The organism is Pseudomonas sp. D47, assembly GCF_045447305.1.
Classification (GTDB): domain Bacteria; phylum Pseudomonadota; class Gammaproteobacteria; order Pseudomonadales; family Pseudomonadaceae; genus Aquipseudomonas.
The window spans coordinates 23,724-42,278 of record NZ_JBJGXU010000020.1 but is presented as its reverse complement, the minus strand read 5'-3'; the positions used below and the strand labels follow the sequence as shown (position 1 = coordinate 42,278).

Genomic DNA, 18,555 nt, shown 5'->3' with positions numbered 1-18,555 from the left:
AGTCGCTCCATGCGTATGGGGAAAAAAGGCATTTTGCCACTAAGTCACCTGGTTAACCTCACATGTCCTTGGTTATTGACGGTTCCCGGCTTGAGGGCTTTCCCGCCCGGGAATCGCCAACCGGCTCGTCGCCTTCACCTCACGCAACGCCAGGCTCGATTGGATCGATGCAATGCCTAACTGGCGTCGCAACACGTTCTCGACAAACTCACTGTAACTGTCCAGATCTTCGGCCAGCACCTGTAACAGATAGTCCGCATCGCCGGTGATTTTGTGGCAGGCCAGCACCTCGGGCAGCGTCTTGACCACCGCCTCGAAGGCATCCGGGGCATGGTCGGTGTGGATGGCGAAGCGCACATGCACGAACGCCATGATATCCAGCCCCAGCATCTTGCGATCGAGGTTGGCCTGGTAGTCCTTGATCACGCCTTCTTCTTCCAGGCGTTTACGTCGGCGCCAGCACGGCGTGAGGCTCAGGGACAGGCGCTCGCTGAGTTGCGCATTGGAAATACTCGCGTCTTCCTGCAGCAACGCGAGGATGGCGAGATCGGTGTCATCAAGAGCGACCTGCTTGGTTTTATTTTTCATAATGCGCCATCGCTGAGGTAAAAATTCCCGATAAACCTAACAGTGCGCGAACTAAAAGCAAAGAAAGCCCAGCAACGCCGGAACAAAATAGACCCTGTCTTTTACTGGCGGATGTTAAAAAATGCTGACTGTTTTTAGTGATGCCCACCGTTTGCACCATGGCACCGAATTGAAGGACGGTGTGCTCAAACCCTCATTCGAACAACCGAGCCGCGCCGACACCGTGCGCGATCGCGTCCAGCACGTCGGGCTCGGCGATATCATCGTGCCGCGCACCTTTGACCGCGCGTGTTACGTCAACGCCCACAGCGAACGCTACGTGTCATTCCTCGAAACCGCCTGGGCGCAATGGTCTGCGATTGGTCGCAGCCATGACGCGCTGCCGCTGGTGTGGCCGGTGCGTGACCTGGCCAACCAACAGGTGCCGGACTTCATCGACGGCAAGTTGGGTTTCTTTGCCATGGACGCCGGTTCGCCGATCACGCCCACCACCTGGAATGCGGTCAAGACCAGCGCCGACATCGCGCTCACCGGCCTGGCCCTGATCGACGAAGGCCACAACAGCGCGTTCGCCTTGTGCCGGCCGCCGGGCCACCACGCCGCCCGTGAATACATGGGCGGTTATTGCTACCTCAACAACGCGGCGATTGCCGCGCAGCAGGCCATCACCCAGGGCGCCCAGCGCGTGGCGGTGCTGGACGTGGATTTCCACCATGGCAACGGCACGCAGAATATTTTCTATCAACGCCCGGACGTGATGTTCATCTCCCTGCATGGCGAACCGGCGGTGTCTTATCCGTATTTTTCCGGGTTCAGCAGCGAGCGCGGCGAGGGTGCCGGGGAGGGCTTCAATCTGAATTACCCGCTGGCGAAAAACACCACCTGGGCCGCTTACAAAACCGCGTTGATCGACGCGTGCCGGCACCTGCGCGATTTCGCCCCCGAAGTGCTGGTGATTTCCCTGGGGGTCGACACCTTCAAGGACGACCCTATCAGCCATTTCCTTCTGGAGACCCAGGACTTCCTCGGCATGGGCGAGATCATCGCCAGCGTCGGCGCACCCACGCTGTTTGTGATGGAAGGCGGCTACATGGTCGATGAGATCGGCATCAATGCCGTCAACGTGCTGCACGGTTTCGAAAGCAAGACCGCCTGAACCCAAAAATAAAAACCGCTCACTTCTTTTCTGCCAAAACTCAAAAACATAACAAGAGGTTTTGTAATGAAAACAACCACGCCTGGGCTGACAGAAAAGCCTGCGTTGCAACGCACCCTGAGCAACCGCCACATCCAGTTGATGGCCATGGGCGGTGCGATCGGCACGGGCCTGTTCATGGGCTCGGGCAAGATCATCGCGCTCTCGGGCACCTCGATCATCCTGATCTACATGATCATCGGCCTCTTTGTGTACTTCGTGATGCGCGCCATGGGCGAGCTGCTGTTATCCAACCTCAACTTCAAGAGCTTTGCCGACTTTGCCGGTGCCTACCTGGGGCCGCGCGCGGCGTTTTTTCTCGGCTGGTCGTACTGGCTGAGCTGGAGCGTGGCGGTGGTGGGGGATGCCGTGGTGGTGGGTGGGTTTTTCCAGTACTGGTTCCCCGGCGTACCGGCGTGGATGCCGGCCGTGGGCATGTTGCTCACGCTGTTCGCGTTGAACGTGCTCACGGTCCGTTTGTTTGGCGAGGTGGAATTCTGGTTTGCGATCATCAAGATCATCGCCGTGGTGACGCTGATCGGCGTGAGCCTGGTGTTGATTGCCAGTGCGTTTGTCTCGCCCACCGGCGTCACCGCCTCGTTAAGCCACTTGCTGGATAAACAGGCGGCGTTCCCCAACGGCGTGTTCGGGTTCTTCGCCGGTTTCCAGATGGCGATCTTCTCCTTCGCCGGCACCGAGCTGATCGGCACGGCGGCCGCTGAAACCCGCGCGCCAGAGAAGACCCTGCCCAAGGCAATCAACTCAATCCCGCTGCGCATTATCCTGTTCTACGTGCTGGCGCTGGCGTGCATCATCGCCGTGACGTCCTGGCAGCAGGTCTCGTCGAGCAAAAGCCCGTTTGTGGAGCTGTTCCTGGTCGCCGGTTTTCCAGCGGCGGCGGGCATCGTCAATTTTGTGGTGCTGACGTCCGCCGCCTCGTCGGCCAACAGTGGCGTGTTTTCCGCCAGCCGCATGCTCTTCGGTTTGGCCGACCTGGGCGATGCGCCAGGCATTTTTCGGCGGCTGTCGAACAACAGCGTGCCGTTTATCAGCCTGGCCTTTACCACGCTGTTGATGTTGCTGGGCCTGGTGTTGCTGTTTGTGGTGCCGGAGGTGATGACGGCCTTCACCATCGTGTCCACCGTTTCGGCGATCCTGGTGATTTTTACCTGGTCGACTATCCTCGCGTCCTACATCGCCTACCGTAAAAAACGCCCGGATTTGCACGCACAATCACTCTATAAAATGCCCGGCAGCGTGCCGATGGCGTGGTTTTCCCTGGCGTTTCTCGGCTTCGTGCTGTGCCTGCTCGCGTTACAGCCGGACACGCGACTGGCACTGTGTGTGATGCCCGCATGGTTTATCTGGCTAGGGATTGCCTACCAGTTGTCGCACGTTCGTAAACGCTTCATTGCACAGGTAGCCATGAACGCCAGTGTGCGCGACACGCAAGCCACGCACTGACCCGCTATGGCGTAAAGAGGGGAGCTAAAACCTTACAGGTGATCCGCATCGACGATGGCCTTGGCAAACGCCGGCGGCGCTTCCTGCGGCAGGTTGCGACCAATGCCGCTGCCTTCCAGGGTAATGGTCGGTACGCCGACGGCGGCATAAGCCGCATCGAGCAGGCCGGCCTTGATGTGCTTGAGCGCGCCGAAGGGAGTTTGGCTGTGACTGGCCAGCGTTCGCGGCTCGGGCATTTCAGCATGCGCCATGCCCAGCGCACCGAACTGCAACGGCGGTGTTTCAGCAAGTGCCCCGGGTTAAACGCTGCGTACACACTGCGATACCTAAGCCTAGGCAAACACGATCTCATACGGCTCGCGCATGCGTTCCAGCAGGTCCTGGGCGAGCATGGGTGCCAACCCGATGGCCGGGTCGCCGACCAATTGGCTGGCGTACGCATGCACGGCGTGCAGTTTGCGCGCCACGCTCCAGGTGTCCAGGCGCACTTTGCGTGCACGCTGCCACGGGATCATCGCACCGTCGCGCGCGGGCGAGTGCCAGGCCCAAATGGGCAGCTCATAGAGCCGCGCGCCTACCAGGCTACAAGCCTTGGCAGTGGCACGGCCGACGGCGTCATGGTCGTCTTTGCCGTCGTTGCGCCAGGTGGTGAACACCACATCACCGGCTTGCAGGTAGCGCGCGATAAATTGGCTCATCGGCTGCTCACGGGCGGCCAAGGCATCGTCGCAAAAGCCGCCACGAATCCACTTCAAGCTATGCAGTGGCATACCCAGACGACGCAAAGCCTCGGCGCTCTCCTGGGGGCGAATCACACTCAGGCGGCTCGCCGGCCAGGCGTGGGAGCCCGGATGGCTGGCGCTGCCGTCGGTGATTGAGATCAGCAGGAGCGGATGCTCCAGGGTGCTGAGCAGTTGCAGCAAGCCCCCGCAGGCCAGCACCTCGTCCCCCGGGTGCGGCGCGATAACGACGACGCGTGCGCCTCGGGGCACCAGAGAGGAGGGGCTGATAATGGGGATTTGCGCCAACTGCGGGGCGCTGTTCCAGATTTGCGCGGGGCCGCGACGGCCCTCGCTTAAGGCGGCGAGTTTCATGGGTGTCACATCCTTGTCGATTCGTGCTGGGCCGTTTCCCGAGAATGGGACGACGCTTTTTGTTGTACCGCAGGCTCCGCTGCGGTGAGGTGCTGCCATCCAACTGGGATGGCCAGCAAGGCTTGCTCAGCATAGTCAAGGATTCGGCACTTTTACATCTTGCAATCTCGTTTTTTTTAAGTGGTCTGCATCAGGCTCTTCAAGTAATCGCCGAAGCCGCCTTGGGCACGGCATTCCAGGCGTGCGCTGGTGATCACTTGCGGCGAATGGCTCCAGGCGATCGATGCGCCACAGCGTTCCAAGTTACGCACCAGTTGCACATCTTCTTGGCAGGCCAACGGCTCGAACCCTCCGGCCCGCACATAGGCACCGGCACTCACGCCCAAGTTGGCGCCGTGGATATGCCGATGGCCGTCGCGGGCCTGGTAGGCCTGGGTGTAGCGAATTTGCGCCGCTGGGTCAAAGCCTTCGCTCCAGGCGTCCACGGTCACGGTGCCGCACACTGCGTCGACACCCAATGCCAATTGCGCCACCAGCCAGTCGGGGGCCACGCGGCTGTCGGCGTCGGTGCAGGAGATCCAGCGCGCCCCTTGATTCAACAAATGCCGCGCACCGACGCCGCGTACATGCCCGACATTGCGTGCTTGCACGTGCAGGCTCTGCACCGGGTATGCCTGGGCAATCGCCGCACTGCCATCGCTGCAGCTGTCGAGCACCGCCAGAATTTCTACCGCCTCGCCCAGCAACCCAGGATGGCTGGCGGCAATCAATGCGGCTTTCAGGCATTCAGCCAGCAGCGCTTCTTCGTTATGCACCGGGATCAGAATGCCGATCATCGCAAGCCCTCTACGGACGCGACCGAGGCGCCGTCACGGCTCCACAGGTCGAGTAGAAAATCACGCTCGTGATGCTGCACCATAACCGGCATGCCCAGCCGTTGTTGCAACAGGGCATGCACTTGTTCGGCGGTTTGCGGGCAGCCCTCGATGGTTGGGCGCCAATGGCAGGCCAGCAGTTGCCCGTTTTCGGTCAACGAGGCGAGGGCGCGGTCAACCAAGCGATGCAAGTCCTCGGCGTCGAGGTAATAGCATAGCTCGCTCAACACGATCAGTTCGAACGAGCCCGCCGGCCATTGCTCAGGCAGGCGGCTTTGCTGCACCTGGGCGTGGGGAAAGCCCAGTAACCGGGTTTTTGCCAGCGCCACGGCGGTGGCGGCCGTGTCACAGCACACCAGCCGATCACAGCGCGGCGCCAGTTCAGCACTCAGTTCGCCATTGGCGCAGCCGGGTTCGAAGATCGACGCGTAGCGTGGCCGGGGCAGTACCGCCAGGGTCAAGGCGCGTTTGCGCTGCTCGTACCAGCGTTGTCGAAACGCCCAGGGATCGTCATTGCCGTCGAACAGCTGATCGAAATAAGGCGTGGCAACACTCATACAAACACCACTTCAAAAGGTTGCAGCAAACGCTCCACCACATAAGGTGCGAGCACGGGCGGAAGGCCGATCTGCGGGTCGCCCTCCAGCTGGCTGGCGAAGGCGTGGATGGCGTGGCGTTTGCGCGCCACCGCCTCGGGTGTCAGCGGGATCTTGCGTGCGCGGTGCCACGGCACTTGGCTGTCTTCGGGCGTCGCCCAGTGCCAGGTCCATACCGGCAACTCATACAACGTCGCGCCCACCGCCTTGGCGGCTTTGGCACTGGCGCGGCCGACGGCTTCGTGGTCGCAATGACCGTCTTCGCGCCAGGTGGTGAACACCACGTCGGTGGGCTTGAGATAACGCTGGATGAACGCGCTCAATTGCTCCTCGCGCGCAGCCACTTGGCTGTCGGCGAAGCCCGCGCGCAGCCATCTCAAACTGTGCAGCGGCAAGCCGAGGCGATGCAGGGCCTGGGCCGATTCCTGCGGGCGCACCACGCTCAAGCGTTCCACCGGCCAACGCCTGGAGCCTGGGTGACTGGCGCTGCCGTCGGTCACGGAGATCAGCTGAATCGGCCGGCCAAGCATGGCCAAGCCTTGCAACAGGCCGCCACAACCGAGCACTTCATCGTCTGGATGAGGGGCAATGATCACCGCGCGATGGCCTTCGGGCACCAACTGCGCGACGCTTATTTCGGGCAGCTCGGCCATGTGCGACGACGTCTGCCACTGATGCAGCGGGGTACCTTGGCCGACGATCGGATTAGCTTTCATAGATGCCACCTCCGTGCGGAGTCTGCAGCGGCCAACTCGCCCAACGCCGCCAAGTCGCGTTCTGCATGACTTTGGCGCATATACACCGGCAAGTCGGCCATCAGTTGGGCAAAGTGCGGGTCCTTGCAATACGGCCCTGCACCGACCGCGCGACCGACATGGCGCATGACCTGCTCAACCGTATCTTCGACGCAGGCACGTGCCAGCTGGGCAAGCTGTCGCGCACAGGCCTGGGGTTCGCGGTCGATCTGTTCAGCACTGTCGCGTAACACACAAGCGGCGCTGTTGAGCACGCTGTCTACCGCGCCCAAATGGGCGAGCGCATGCGGTTCCGGGTGTTTCGCGCATTGCTCGCGCAGCACCTCGGCCAGACGTTGTGCGCCGCCATACCAGCACGCGGCGATGCCGATTCCGCCTTGCCAGAAGCCTGGGCGTGACAAGTAATCCCCCGGGCCGCCGACCGCGATGCCGCGGGCGTCGTCGAACACCACCTCGACACTGCCCGTGGCAGCCATACCCACGGCATTCCAGCCTTCGTCAGTCACGCTGATGCCGGGTTGCTGCATGTCCACGGCGACCAGTTGCTGGCGATCCTCTTCGTCCCAGGCGGTCAGCAGCCCATGGGTGACTACCGCCGCGCCCGAACACCAGGCTTTACGCCCGTCGACGACCAACCGGTGGCCGTCGCGCTGCACGCGCACCTTGGCCGTGGGCGGCTCGGCGGCCCAGGTGCCCCAAACGCTGCCCAAAGGCGGCAAGGGGCTGTTGAGCTCAGCGATGATCGCCAAGGCATCGGTATGGCCTTCGAACAACTTGCACAGGCGCAAATCATGCCCGGCCACTTGCGCCAAACGGCTGAAGCGCTCCAGCGTCTGGCCGCTGCCGGGCAACGGCAGCTGGTCCAGGCCTTCCTCCTGAAGCGCCTTCAAGGCACTCCCCAAAGCCTGCGTGTGCGCATAGCTCCGAAAGCCTTGAAGGAATCCATGCAACGCCATTTCACACCTCGTCGTGTTGCAGTTCAAACAACAGCAGCGAGCGGCCGGTGACGGCGTATTCGTGCTCGAAATCAAACCGTTCCTGGCCCCGTACTGCCGGGTCGTTGGTGTCGAGCATGCAGGTCCAGAATTCACCCTCGGGCACCGGCGGCAGGCGGAAATTGACCATGTCGTGGTGGGCGTTGACCACCAGCAGCAACGTTGCATCGCCACCCGGGCGACGAATTCCGGTTTCCTGGGCGCGGCCATCCATCAGCATGCCCAGGCAGCGGCCATGGCTGTCTTGCCACTGTTCGGTGGTCATCTCGTTGCCATCCGGCGCCAGCCAGGTGACATCTTTCACGCCGATGTCTTCGTTGTAGTCACCGACCAAGAAGCGACCACGGCGCAGAATCGGATAGGCCAGGCGCAGCTTGATCAAGCGTTTTACAAACTTGAGCAGCGCCTTGCCGTCGTCGTCCAGCTCCCAGTTGACCCAGCCGATTTCACTGTCCTGGCAATAGGCGTTGTTGTTGCCGTGCTGGGTTCGCGCGAACTCGTCACCGGCCACCAGCATCGGCGTACCCTGGGCCAGCAGCAGGGTGGCGAAAAAGTTACGCATCTGGCGCAGGCGCAGCGCGTTGATTTGCGGGTCATCGGTGGGGCCTTCGACGCCGTGGTTCCAGGACAGGTTGTTATTGCTGCCGTCCTGGTTGTTTTCGTCGTTGGCTTCGTTGTGCTTGTCGTTGTACGACACTAGGTCGTGCAGGGTGAAACCATCGTGGGCGGTGATGAAGTTCACCGAGCTGTACGGGCGCCGACCGCGCTGATTAAACATCTCGCCCGAGGCGGTCATGCGCGCGGCGAAGTCTGCCAGCTGGCCGTCGTCGCCTTTCCAGAAGGCGCGCACGGTGTCGCGGAAGCGGTCGTTCCACTCCACCCAGCCCGGTGGGAACTTACCCACTTGGTAGCCACCGGGGCCGCAGTCCCACGGCTCGGCGATCATTTTTACCTGGCGCAGCACCGGGTCCTGACGGCAGGCCACGAGGAAGCTGTGACGCTCATCGAAACCATCGCGGTAGCGGCCCAGAATGGTCGCCAGGTCAAAGCGGAAACCGTCCACGTGCATCTCGGTGGCCCAGTACCGCAGCGAGTCGGTGACCATTTGCAATACGCACGGGTGACTTAGGTCGAGGGTGTTACCGGTGCCGGAATCGTTGATGTAAAAGCGCTTGTCATCGGGCATCAGGCGATAGTACGAGGCGTTGTCGATGCCGCGCATGGACAAGGTTGGGCCACGCTCGTTGCCTTCGGCGGTGTGGTTGTAGACCACGTCGAGGATCACCTCAAGCTTGGCCTCGTGCAGGTGCGCGACCATCTCCTTGAACTCGGCGATCTTGCCGCTGGCCAAGTAGCGCGGGTCCGGCGCAAAGAAGGCAATGCTGTTGTAGCCCCAGTAGTTGGTCATGCCTTTTTGCAGCAAGTGCTGGTCGTTGACGAAGGCATGCACCGGCAGCAGTTCGACCGATGACACGCCCAACTGGCGGATGTGCTTGAGCACGTCGTCTTCCATCAGCCCTGCGCAGGTGCCACGCACCGACTCGCTGACCGAAGGGTGGCGCATGCTGATACCGCGCAGATGGGTTTCATAAATGATCGTGCGGTCCCACGGTACCCGCACCGGCTGGTCGTTGCCCCAGGTGTGCGCCGGGTCGATGACCTTGCACTTGGGCACGAAGGGTGCGCTGTCGCGTTCGTCGAAACTGAGGTCGTCATCGGGGTGGCCGATGGTGTAGCCGAACAACGCCTCGGACCATTTGAGTTCGCCCACCAGTTGCTTGGCGTAGGGGTCGATCAGCAATTTGTTGTGGTTGAAGCGGTGACCATTGGCCGGGTCATACGCACCGTACACGCGGTAGCCGTAAATCAGCCCGGGGTGGGCGTCGGGCAGGTAGCCGTGGAAGGTTTCGTCGGTGTATTCCGGCAGTTCGATGCGTTCCAGCTCCACTTCGCCGCTATCGTCAAACAGGCACAGTTCGACTTTGGTGGCGTTGGCTGAGAACAGCGCAAAGTTGACACCCAGGCCGTCCCAGGTGGCGCCTAGGGGGAAGGGCAAACCTTCACGAATCCGCGACGGCTCGTGTTCCGGCGTCGGTTGGGTTTTATCGGGTTTGCTCATTGAGTTGCTCCTGCAAGGATGTTTTTCGGGCCGAGCGAGATCGTGCTGGCGATTGTTCAGCTGACGCATGTGTGATTGAAAACGAACCTCCTGCCGGCAGCGCCGGGAGGAGGCCCCTAAGGTTGAAAGGCTTAAGGCTTAGGTTTTTTTGGCGCTGGCGGCTTTTTCGCCACAGGCGCTGCCGGTGTGCTGGGGGCCGGTGCCGGTGGTTTGGCTGGCTTGGCTTTGGGCGCAGGCTTAGGCGCGGTTTTCGGCTTGGCGCCAGCCTTGGGCTTGCTCGGGGTCAGGGCTTCGGCTTCGGCCAGCTTGCGGGCCATCTCCCAGTGGCGTGCATCTTCACCGTGGGGTTTGCCTTCTGATTCCCAGATCTGATGCGCCAACTCGCGTATGCGTTTGTCTTCAGTACTCATCACAATGCTCCTCACAGAAAAGTTTCAGCTTTCTTGATCATCAGGATTAATAAAGACATTGACCGGGAAATCCCCCAGGGCAGCGCTGATTAACAGCTCCTTGTTTGGTGTGACTGCGCCTGTCTGAAAAAGTCCCTTCCAGTTTTGTGTTGTGTCGGCGAACGGCAATTTCACCCGTGTATCGCCCCAAACCTGCGCATGGATGCGGGGCTGCTCACCCTTTTCCAGCAGGCGCTGGGGCCAACGTGGCACCACCACCAGTAGGCGTTTGCCTTGATGTTCGCGACAGAATGCGACGACGTGTTCAGCGTGTGTGCCGGTGACCTCCAGCGGTGTGTAGCGCCCGCTGCGAAAGAGCTCGGGATCAGCCTTGCGCAAGGCTAACACCTGCGCAATCAGCGCCTGTTTGACACGCCCGTCGCGCCAGTGGGACAACAGTTCGTCGATGCTCGATGGATTGTTCAACGCGTGTTGCCGTGCGTTGAAATCCACTGGGCGGCGGTTGTCCGGGTCCACCAGGCTGAAGTCCCAGAACTCATCGCCCTGGTACAGGTCCGGCACACCCGGCACGGTGAGACGAAGCAAGGATTGCGCCAGGCCGTTTACCGCACCGGCCGGGGCGATGGCCTGGGCGGCAGTGGCGATGGCAGCGCGCAGCGCCTGGCCCGGTTCGCTGAGCAACAGCCGCGACAGGAAGGCCTCGACGCCTTGTTCATAGGCGTCGTTGGGTGCGCTCCAGCTGCTTTGCAACTTGGCTTCGCGCAGGGCTTTTTGCTGCCATTGCCTGAGGCGTTGTTGATAGCCCTGCATATCCGGGTTCGCGTCCAACGGCCAACTGCCGAGCAGCACTTGGTAAAGGATCAGCTCATCACCGGCCGACGGCGTGTTGGCGTCCTGGCGCAACGGGGCGGCGAGGGTGCGCCAGTGCTCGACCTGTTCGGCGTACCACGGCGCACACTCGCTGAGTACCGCCAAGCGTGCGCGGGTGTCTTCGCCGCGCTTGTGGTCGTGGGTGGCAGTGGCCAGCAGGTTGTCGGGAAAGGTCTGCAAACGCTGTTGGTTGATGGCGTGAAACTCGGCCACCGGCGCGCTGAACTGCTCGGTGCTGAAGCCCACGTCGTTACGCGACAGCAGCACCGCCGAGCGATAGAACGCGGTGTCTTCCACAGCTTTGGCGGCGGCCGGGGAGGTCAGTTGCTGGAAGCGCACGCAGGCATGCTTGAGCATCTTGCGTTCACGGCCGACCGGGCGATCGCGCCACGGTTGGCCGCCGAGCCATTTTTCCAGGTGGTCGAGCACTGGCCAGTCGCCCTCGCTCAAGGTGCTGCGGGCACCGGCCAGGGCCTGCAGGAAAAACACATCATCGCGTTCGCTGCGCCCGCGCGCGCTGATGTAAGTGCGGTACACCGGGAAGTGCACGATCAATTCCTGCAAGGCGCGGCGGATCGCGCCCAGGGTCAGGTCACGGGTCATTACGTCGTCACGGGCCACTTGCAGCAGGGCCTGGGCCACGCTTTCAAAGTCACCGGCCAACGAGCCGTTGAGGATCTGCTGGCGTGCCAGCCAGGCTTCTTCGATAAAGGCGGCGGGGCGTTCGCTGTGGCGCGTCCACAGTTCGGCGAGCGGCGCAAAGCCTTCGGGATCATGTTGCAGCAGCGACAGCTGGTTCATGAATTCGTAGCCGGTGGTGCCGTCCACCTTCCAGTCTTCGCGCAGGGTTTCGCCTTCGCCGAGGATTTTCTCCACGAAGATCGGCAAATGCCGCTCAGGCGCCAGTGAATCCACCCGACGCCGCAGCTTGCGGCAGTAGCCGCGCGGGTCGGCCAGGCCGTCGATATGGTCGATGCGCAGGCCGTCTACCAACCCTACGCTGATCAGCTCGAAAATCTTGCCGTGGGTGGCTTCGAACACGGCGGTGCGCTCTACGCGCAGGCCGCCCAGCTCGTTGACATCGAAGAAACGCCGCCAGTTGATATCGTCCGCAGCGGTGCGCCAGCTTGCGAGGCGGTAGACCTGTTGTTCCAGCAGGTTATGCAGGCGATTGAAACCTTCGGGTTGGCGCCCGTCGAACGCGGTGAGCCGCTGTTCGATGGCGTGCAGCACGTCGCCTTCGGTGGCGCGCTCAACCAGCGCCTGCTTGAGCCAGGCGGCTTCGTGGTAGGCGTCATCTTGATAAGCAAGGGCACTGAAGCGTTCGGCCAAAGGCTTGAGCAGCGCGTTGGTGCCGAGGATTAACGCGTAATCGCGTGGGCAAATCGGGAACCGGTGTTCGTAATGTTCGAGGTGAAACGTGCCGTGGCCCGCATCAAAATGCAGCGTCAGCGTGCCGGTTTGCAAGGCTTCGCCGTAATCACTGCCCAGGAACGGCATCAGCAGTTGGCCCTTGAGCAGCGGGTCGGGCGAGTGCCACTGGATATCGAAGAACTCGCTGTAGGGGCTCAAACGGCCCCATTCCAGCAGGTCCAGCCACCACGGGTTATCGGCACCGCCCACGGCCATATGGTTGGAGACAATATCGAGGATCAGGCCCATCTGATGCTCACGCAACGCGGCGACCAGGCGACGCAAAGCCGATTCGCCACCCAGTTCGGGGTTGACGGTGGTCGGGTCGACCACGTCGTAGCCGTGCATAGAGCCGGCGCGCGCACTGAGCAGGGGCGAGGCATACAGATGGCTGATGCCCAACTGGGCGAAGTACGGTACCAACGGCACCGCGTCATCCAGGGTGAAACCTTTATGAAATTGCAGGCGCTGGGTCGCACGCAGGGGCAGTGCTTTCATCGGTCACGCTCATAGGCTTGGTTGCGCGCGACGGCCAACAGCTCGAGGCGGCGGGCGGCGCCGGCGTTGTCGAGCAGGCTGGCGGCTTCACCCGGCAGGCGACGGCGCCAATTGGGGTGGGTGTCGGTGGTGCCGGGCAGGTTGGCTTGCTCTTCGATACCCAGCGCATCTTCCAGCGGCAGCAACACCAGCGGCGCACGGGTGTGGCCCAGGTAGCGCACGCTGGCGTCGATCATATGGTCGGTGTCATTGCGGATTTCATCGACGAAGTTCTGCGGGTCCTGGCTCAAGGCCTGGCGCAGCGCCTGGCGTTCACGCAGGCGGTGTTCGCTCCATTGCTCCACGGTGGGTGCGTCGATCAGGCCGAGTTGGATGTTCCACTCGATGTCGCGGCTGTGCCACCAGCCGTTGAGGGTGGGCAGGTCGTGGGTGCTGGTGGTCGCCAGGGCATTGTCCGGCCAGTCGAGGATCGGCTTGAACTGACCATCGTGGCCTTGTTCGAACAGCAACACGCGCATGCCCAGAATCGAACGGCCGATGAGTTTCTCGCGCAGCCCATCGGGCACGGTGCCCAGGTCTTCACCCAGCACAATTGCCTTATGGCGTTGGGACTCCAATGCCAGCAGCCGCAACAAGTCATCCACCGGGTAATACAGGTACGCGCCTTCACGCGGCGAAGCCTCCATGGGGATGACCCACAGGCGTTGCAGGCCCATCACATGGTCAATACGCAGGCCGCCGGCATGGGCGAAGTTGGCGCGCAGCATCTCGATAAAGGCGCGAAAACCATGGCGTTTGAGGCCTTCCGGGGAAAATGCGGAAATGCCCCAGCCTTGGCCGGCGCGGTTGAGGATATCCGGCGGGGCGCCCACGGTGAGGTTGGCCAGCAGCTCATCCTGACGGCTCCAGGCCTGGCTGCCGCCGCCGTCGGCGCCTACGGCCAGGTCGGCGATCAAGCCCACGCCCATGCCGCTGCCACGCGCGGCTTGTTGCGCACGTTCCAGGCAGCGCGCGATCAGCCATTGGCTGAAGGCGTAAAAACCGATTTCATCCGTGTGTTCTGCGGCGAATTGCACCAGCGCTGGGCTCTGCGGCGTGCGCCAGGCCTCGGGCCAGTGGCGCCAGTCGAGTTCTTCACCGGCAGCAGCGCGAACGGCCTGCACGGCTTCAAAGCGGCAGTGGTTTTCCAGGGCTTCGCCGCCGGTCTGGCGGAAGCTCAAGAAGTCGGCATGTTGTGGATGCTCGCCGTGGCGGAAGTCTTCGTACAAGGCGCGTAAGAGGCGTTGCTTGGCCTTGGCGGCGGCGGGCCAGTCGATCAAGGTGTTTTGCTCAAGTGCGTGCAGCTCCTCGGCCAAGCCGAGGGCTTCAATGGCATTGCGCACTTCGCGCTCGCCAAGGATGCAGGCGGGCGAGGCGTACAAGCTGTTGAGGAACAGGCGGCTGGAGGGTGAATACGGGCTGTAGCGCTCGGTGTCGGCGCTGAACATCGCGTGCATCGGGCTGATCGCCAGGGCATCGGCGCCGCGTTCGGCGGCGCAGCGGGCCAGGTGTTCCAGCGCCTGGGTGTCGCCAAACCCGCCGTCACCCAGACGGCGCAACGCATACAGCTGGGCGCTCAAACCCCAGGCGCGGGAAAGTTGGCTGTCGACGGCTTCGGCCACGCTGTAGCAGTGGATGGGCGCCACGGCGAGGGTGAACGTCTGGTCATCGATGTGCACTTGGTGATAGCCCAGGGCAATGATGCCGGGCAGCACGGCGTCGCCGTCGAGGCGTAGCTCCAGGGTTTCGCCGCCTTCCAGGCTGACCCGGCACGGCGTGTCCGCAGCAAAGTAGCGCGCCAGGTCGAGGCCTTCGCCGGTATCGACGGTCATCAGCGGTGGCAGGTGTTTGTCCTGTTGCACCCGCTCCAGTTCCAGCAGGCTGGCATCGATCTCGGCGTCGGTATCGGCCGGGTGGCCCAGGCCTTTGAGGACGGCGCGCAGGGCGTCGGGTTTTACATGTTGCGGGCGGCCGTTTGCGTCGATCCAATCGACGGCCAGGCCCGCGCGGCTGGCGAGTATTTCCAGGTTCGCTTCGCTCAAGGGTGCTCTCCAACAGGGAATAGGGCGACGCGTGCACTGAACGGCGCGAGGTGCGCCTCATCCGTGGCAGGCGTTTCGAATATCAGATGCGGCGGGGCCGGATGATCCAGCGGTTCAGCGCTCAGGTTCACGTCGATCTGCAACACACTGCCGTTGCCCAGGCGCCAGCGCGCGGTGACGGCGCCGTCAGCCAGCACCTGCGCGCCCAGGGCTCTGCTGGCGGGTAAATGCGGCACGATATGCAGGTGACGCAGGCTCAGTAGGTGGCGGTAAAACTGGCTGTGTTCGTTCTCGGTAAAGCTGGGCGCCGATTGCAGGAAGGTCGGCAGGGCATTCGGGTCGGGGATGTGTTCGCGCCGTTCAGGGTCTTTGAACGCAGCAAAATCGGCGAACTCGTTGCGCCGGCCTTCGCGCACGGCTTCGGCCAGCTCGCCGTGGTGGTCGGTGAAAAACAGGAACGGCTCGTCGGCGTTGACTTCATCGCCCATGAACATCAGCGGGATCATCGGTGACAGCAGCAATAACGCGGTGGCGGCCTTGAGTGCCTGGGGCGAGCAAAGCTGATGCAGGCGTTCGCCCAAGGCGCGGTTGCCGATCTGGTCGTGGTTCTGCAAAAACGCCACAAAGGCGCTCGGTGGCAGGTCCGCGCTGGGTTCGCCGCGTACGTGGCCATGGCGGGTGGTGTGGCCCTGATAGATAAACCCTTCGCCCAGGCAGCGCGCGAGTTTGTCGGTAGGGTTTTCGGCGAAGTCGCTGTAATAGGCGTCGGTTTCGCCGGTCAGCAGCACGTGGAGGACGTTATGGAAGTCATCGTTCCACTGCCCATCGAAGTCGTGCTTCAGCAAGCTAGCCTGGTTCAGTTCGTTTTCCAGCACCAGCCAGACATGCCGGCCGACGTCCACCTGTTGGCGCACGCGTTGTGCCAGCTCTATGAGAAAGCAGGGATTGTCGATGGCGTGCACCGCATCCAGGCGCAGGCCGTCGAAGCGGTATTCGAGTAACCACATCAGTGCATTGTCGAGGAAGAAGTCGCGCACCTCGCGCCGTTCAAAATCAATCCCGGCGCCCCACGGCGTGTGTACGTCCTCTTGAAAGAAGCCCTTGGCGTATTGGCCCAGGTAATTGCCGTCGGGGCCGAAGTGGTTGTAGACCACGTCGAGGATCACCGCGAGGCCGTGCTCGTGGGCGCTGTCGATCAGGGCTTTGAGTTGTTCGGGGGAGCCGTAGCAAGAGTGGGGCGCGTAGGGCAGGACCCCGTCGTAACCCCAATTGCGCTCGCCGGGAAATTGCGCCAAAGGCATCAATTCAATCGCGGTAACGCCCAGTTCGGCCAAGCGTGGCAGCTGTTTTTCAACCGCTGCGTAGCCGCCCAGGGCACCTACATGCAGTTCGTAGATCACCGCTTCGTGCCACGGGCGACCCTGCCAGTGGCCGTGCCGCCACTGATAGGCGAGCGGGTCGACGACCACGCTCCAGCCATGCACGTCCAAGGCCTGGGCCCTGGACGCTGGGTCGGGTACATCGGTTTCGCCGTCGATGTTGTAGCGGTAGCGAGTGCCCGCCGGGCACTGTATTTCTACCTTAAACCAGCCGGCTGCCTGAGGCAGCATGGCAATCGACTTACCGTCTTGCAATTCAACGCTGACATAAAACGCGTCTGGCGCCCACAAGGCAAAACGCGTTTGTTGCGCGTCCAGCATGATTGCGCCGTGGGGCCAGGTTTCCAGAGTCCGTGACGGCATCTATGAAGCCCTCCCTTGGTTTTTTATGTGGCTATTTAGTTGATTTCCCCAGTGCCTTAGCCACTAACTGTTCGTACAGCTCGGCGTAGGGTTCCACCGCCTGGCACCAGTTGAATGGCTGGGTCATGGAGCGGCTGCGCATGGCGTTGAGCAGGCCTTTGTTGGCAAACACGCGGAACGCGCGGCTCAGCGCCTCTTCGTAGCTCTCTACGGTGGATTCATTGAACAGGAAGCCGGTGACGCCATTTTCAATGGTGTCCGCCAGGCCGCCGGTATTACGCGCCACCGGCAACGAGCCGAAGCGCTGCGCGTACATCTGGCTCAGGCCGCACGGCTCATAGCGCGAAGGCATCAACAGGAAGTCGCTGCCGGCGAACATGCGCCGGGCGTCGGTTTCATTAAAGCCGATGCGCACGCCGACTTGGCCGGGGAAGCGCAGGGCCAGTTCACGCATGGCGTGTTCTTCTTCCGGCTCGCCGCGACCGATAATCGCGATCTGGCCGCCGTTTTCGACGATAAAGCTGCTGACTGCTTCGGTCAGGTCCAGGCCCTTTTGATACACCAGGCGCGAGACCACGGCGAACAGTGGCCCAGTGGATTCGTGCAGGCCGAACAGCTCGCGTACATGGGCAGCGTTGACGGCCTTGCCGTCCCAGTCACCGATGTTGAAGTTGTGGGTCAGGTGAGCGTCGGTGGAGGTTTCCCAGCTTTCGTCGATGCCGTTGGGAATACCACTGAGCAGGCCTTGCTGGGTCTTGCTGGCGAGGAAACCATCAAGGCCGCAGCCGAATTCCGGGGTGGTGATTTCCTGGGCGTACGTGGCGCTCACCGTGGTGATATGGCTGGAATACGCCATGCCGGCCTTGAGGAACGACATCTTGCCGTAGAACTCCATGCCTTCTTGTTGCAAGGCATGCGGCGGAATGCCCAGCTCCGGCGTGGACGCCAAGCTGACCACGCCTTGATAGGCGAGGTTATGAATGGTGAACAAGGTTGGGGTGCGTGAACCACGCCAATGCATATAGGCCGGGGCCAGGCCGGCAGGCCAGTCGTGGGCGTGCACCAGGTCCGGGCACCAGTGGATCTGCGCGAGGTTGGCGGCCATGTCGGCGGCGGCCAGGCCCAGGCGGGCGAAGCGAATATGGTTGTCCGGCCAGTCGCGGCCGTTGTTGGCGCCGTAGGGCGTGCCTTCGCGCTCATAGAGCTCGGGGCAGATCAGTACATAGATGACCAGGCCATCCTTGAGGTCCATGCGCCCGATCTTGCACGGCGGCAGCGCCGCGTGGCCGCCCAGTTCGCCGATGATGTGGATGGGGTTGTCGCTTTCCATCACCTGCGGGTAACCCGGGATCAGCACGCGCACATCATGCAAGTGGGCCATGGCACGGGGCAGGGCAGCGGACACGTCGCCCAAACCACCGGTTTTCACCAAGTCGGCGAACTCGGAAGTGACGAACAAGACTTTCTTTCGATTGGGGTTACTCACGATCGGCCGCACAGTGTTGGGCAGGTCGGCCAAAGATGTTGGCCCCCCAGCCGGCTGACTAAAACGCTCTCCCTGAGTATCTACTGCAGCACTGATCATAGCTCTCTCCCACATATTTGGTTGGCTAATGGCTCGCTGCCATTAGCTCCGATGACCGCATCCTGCGGCCAGGCGCACAAGCACTGTACAAACTGGCAAGGCGTATGCCAGTTGCACGATTAGCCTAAAAAGAGTGGATGAACGGGCATTTGGTGTGAACCGCGTGCACTCGCCTCCCTTAAAAACTGGACCTATGGCAGAGTTGGAAAGTTTCGATTTTTTGCGGGGTTTTTGTTTTGGAACGGACCCATCGGTCATGAGTCTAGGACAGATCC

15 protein-coding genes are annotated in these 18,555 nt (G+C 62.1%); 2 read left to right on the top strand and 13 right to left on the bottom strand.

The features are described 5' to 3' along the window. Positions 1-72 precede the first annotated feature (72 nt). Positions 73-588 (bottom strand): Lrp/AsnC family transcriptional regulator, encoded by a 516-nt coding sequence (locus tag ACI77I_RS15465; protein WP_406997895.1) that lies wholly within the window; start codon positions 586-588, stop codon positions 73-75. Positions 589-709: 121 nt separating this feature from the next. Between ACI77I_RS15465 and ACI77I_RS15460 the strand changes: the two genes are divergently transcribed. Beyond that, positions 710-1,744: a histone deacetylase family protein gene (locus ACI77I_RS15460; RefSeq protein WP_242150036.1), complete on the top strand. Its 1,035-nt coding sequence runs from the start codon at positions 710-712 to the stop codon at positions 1,742-1,744. A 66-nt stretch (positions 1,745-1,810) separates the two neighbouring features. Continuing rightward, positions 1,811-3,247, top strand: a complete 1,437-nt coding sequence (locus ACI77I_RS15455; RefSeq protein ID WP_406997894.1) for an amino acid permease — start codon at positions 1,811-1,813, stop codon at positions 3,245-3,247. A gap of 32 nt (positions 3,248-3,279) precedes the next feature. Here ACI77I_RS15455 and ACI77I_RS15450 read toward each other — a convergent pair whose 3' ends face one another. From ACI77I_RS15450 to glgA, 12 genes are all read right to left on the bottom strand, one after another. After that, positions 3,280-3,483, bottom strand: coding sequence for a hypothetical protein (locus ACI77I_RS15450; protein ID WP_406997893.1), 204 nt, complete (start codon positions 3,481-3,483; stop codon positions 3,280-3,282). A gap of 96 nt (positions 3,484-3,579) precedes the next feature. Beyond that, entirely contained in the window at positions 3,580-4,341 is a 762-nt protein-coding gene (locus ACI77I_RS15445) for a PIG-L deacetylase family protein (protein WP_094950105.1), read from the bottom strand. 176 nt (positions 4,342-4,517) lie between these two features. Next, complete coding sequence (locus ACI77I_RS15440; RefSeq protein WP_263273118.1) at positions 4,518-5,177, bottom strand: glycosyltransferase family 2 protein; 660 nt, start codon at positions 5,175-5,177, stop codon at positions 4,518-4,520. Continuing rightward, complete coding sequence (locus tag ACI77I_RS15435; RefSeq protein ID WP_406997892.1) at positions 5,174-5,773, bottom strand: SAM-dependent methyltransferase; 600 nt, start codon at positions 5,771-5,773, stop codon at positions 5,174-5,176. The genes ACI77I_RS15440 and ACI77I_RS15435 overlap by 4 nt, the downstream gene beginning before the upstream one ends. After that, positions 5,770-6,528 (bottom strand): PIG-L deacetylase family protein, encoded by a 759-nt coding sequence (locus ACI77I_RS15430; protein WP_406997890.1) that lies wholly within the window; start codon positions 6,526-6,528, stop codon positions 5,770-5,772. Before ACI77I_RS15430 ends, ACI77I_RS15435 begins: the two co-directional genes overlap by 4 nt. Next, positions 6,525-7,523: an acyl-CoA dehydrogenase family protein gene (locus tag ACI77I_RS15425; protein WP_242150024.1), complete on the bottom strand. Its 999-nt coding sequence runs from the start codon at positions 7,521-7,523 to the stop codon at positions 6,525-6,527. Before ACI77I_RS15425 ends, ACI77I_RS15430 begins: the two co-directional genes overlap by 4 nt. A gap of 1 nt (position 7,524) precedes the next feature. After that, a complete protein-coding gene (glgX, locus tag ACI77I_RS15420; protein ID WP_242150022.1) occupies positions 7,525-9,681 on the bottom strand; it encodes a glycogen debranching protein GlgX in 2,157 nt (718 codons plus the stop codon). A gap of 131 nt (positions 9,682-9,812) precedes the next feature. After that, positions 9,813-10,091, bottom strand: coding sequence for a DUF2934 domain-containing protein (locus tag ACI77I_RS15415; RefSeq protein ID WP_406997888.1), 279 nt, complete (start codon positions 10,089-10,091; stop codon positions 9,813-9,815). A gap of 24 nt (positions 10,092-10,115) precedes the next feature. Further along, a complete protein-coding gene (locus tag ACI77I_RS15410) occupies positions 10,116-12,872 on the bottom strand; it encodes a malto-oligosyltrehalose synthase (RefSeq protein WP_406997887.1) in 2,757 nt (918 codons plus the stop codon). Further along, positions 12,869-14,953 (bottom strand): 4-alpha-glucanotransferase, encoded by a 2,085-nt coding sequence (gene malQ / locus ACI77I_RS15405; protein ID WP_094950097.1) that lies wholly within the window; start codon positions 14,951-14,953, stop codon positions 12,869-12,871. Before malQ ends, ACI77I_RS15410 begins: the two co-directional genes overlap by 4 nt. Continuing rightward, entirely contained in the window at positions 14,950-16,695 is a 1,746-nt protein-coding gene (treZ, locus tag ACI77I_RS15400) for a malto-oligosyltrehalose trehalohydrolase (protein ID WP_406997886.1), read from the bottom strand. The genes malQ and treZ overlap by 4 nt, the downstream gene beginning before the upstream one ends. Positions 16,696-16,726: 31 nt before the next feature. Beyond that, a complete protein-coding gene (gene glgA, locus ACI77I_RS15395; RefSeq protein ID WP_094950095.1) occupies positions 16,727-18,280 on the bottom strand; it encodes a glycogen synthase GlgA in 1,554 nt (517 codons plus the stop codon). Positions 18,281-18,555 lie beyond the last annotated feature (275 nt).

What these genes read in the sequence shown, in the direction of transcription:
- ACI77I_RS15460 (WP_242150036.1), top strand. Translation starts at nt 710, where the DNA reads ATGCTGACTGTTTTTAGTGATGCCCACCGTTTGCACCATGGCACCGAA.
- ACI77I_RS15450 (WP_406997893.1), bottom strand. Translation starts at nt 3,483, where the DNA reads ATGCCCGAGCCGCGAACGCTGGCCAGTCACAGCCAAACTCCCTTCGGC.
- ACI77I_RS15415 (WP_406997888.1), bottom strand. Translation starts at nt 10,091, where the DNA reads ATGAGTACTGAAGACAAACGCATACGCGAGTTGGCGCATCAGATCTGG.
- ACI77I_RS15445 (WP_094950105.1), bottom strand. Translation starts at nt 4,341, where the DNA reads ATGAAACTCGCCGCCTTAAGCGAGGGCCGTCGCGGCCCCGCGCAAATC.
- ACI77I_RS15455 (WP_406997894.1), top strand. Translation starts at nt 1,811, where the DNA reads ATGAAAACAACCACGCCTGGGCTGACAGAAAAGCCTGCGTTGCAACGC.
- ACI77I_RS15430 (WP_406997890.1), bottom strand. Translation starts at nt 6,528, where the DNA reads ATGAAAGCTAATCCGATCGTCGGCCAAGGTACCCCGCTGCATCAGTGG.
- ACI77I_RS15425 (WP_242150024.1), bottom strand. Translation starts at nt 7,523, where the DNA reads ATGGCGTTGCATGGATTCCTTCAAGGCTTTCGGAGCTATGCGCACACG.
- glgX (WP_242150022.1), bottom strand. Translation starts at nt 9,681, where the DNA reads ATGAGCAAACCCGATAAAACCCAACCGACGCCGGAACACGAGCCGTCG.
- glgA (WP_094950095.1), bottom strand. Translation starts at nt 18,280, where the DNA reads ATGATCAGTGCTGCAGTAGATACTCAGGGAGAGCGTTTTAGTCAGCCG.
- ACI77I_RS15410 (WP_406997887.1), bottom strand. Translation starts at nt 12,872, where the DNA reads ATGAAAGCACTGCCCCTGCGTGCGACCCAGCGCCTGCAATTTCATAAA.
- ACI77I_RS15435 (WP_406997892.1), bottom strand. Translation starts at nt 5,773, where the DNA reads ATGAGTGTTGCCACGCCTTATTTCGATCAGCTGTTCGACGGCAATGAC.
- treZ (WP_406997886.1), bottom strand. Translation starts at nt 16,695, where the DNA reads ATGCCGTCACGGACTCTGGAAACCTGGCCCCACGGCGCAATCATGCTG.
- ACI77I_RS15440 (WP_263273118.1), bottom strand. Translation starts at nt 5,177, where the DNA reads ATGATCGGCATTCTGATCCCGGTGCATAACGAAGAAGCGCTGCTGGCT.
- ACI77I_RS15465 (WP_406997895.1), bottom strand. Translation starts at nt 588, where the DNA reads ATGAAAAATAAAACCAAGCAGGTCGCTCTTGATGACACCGATCTCGCC.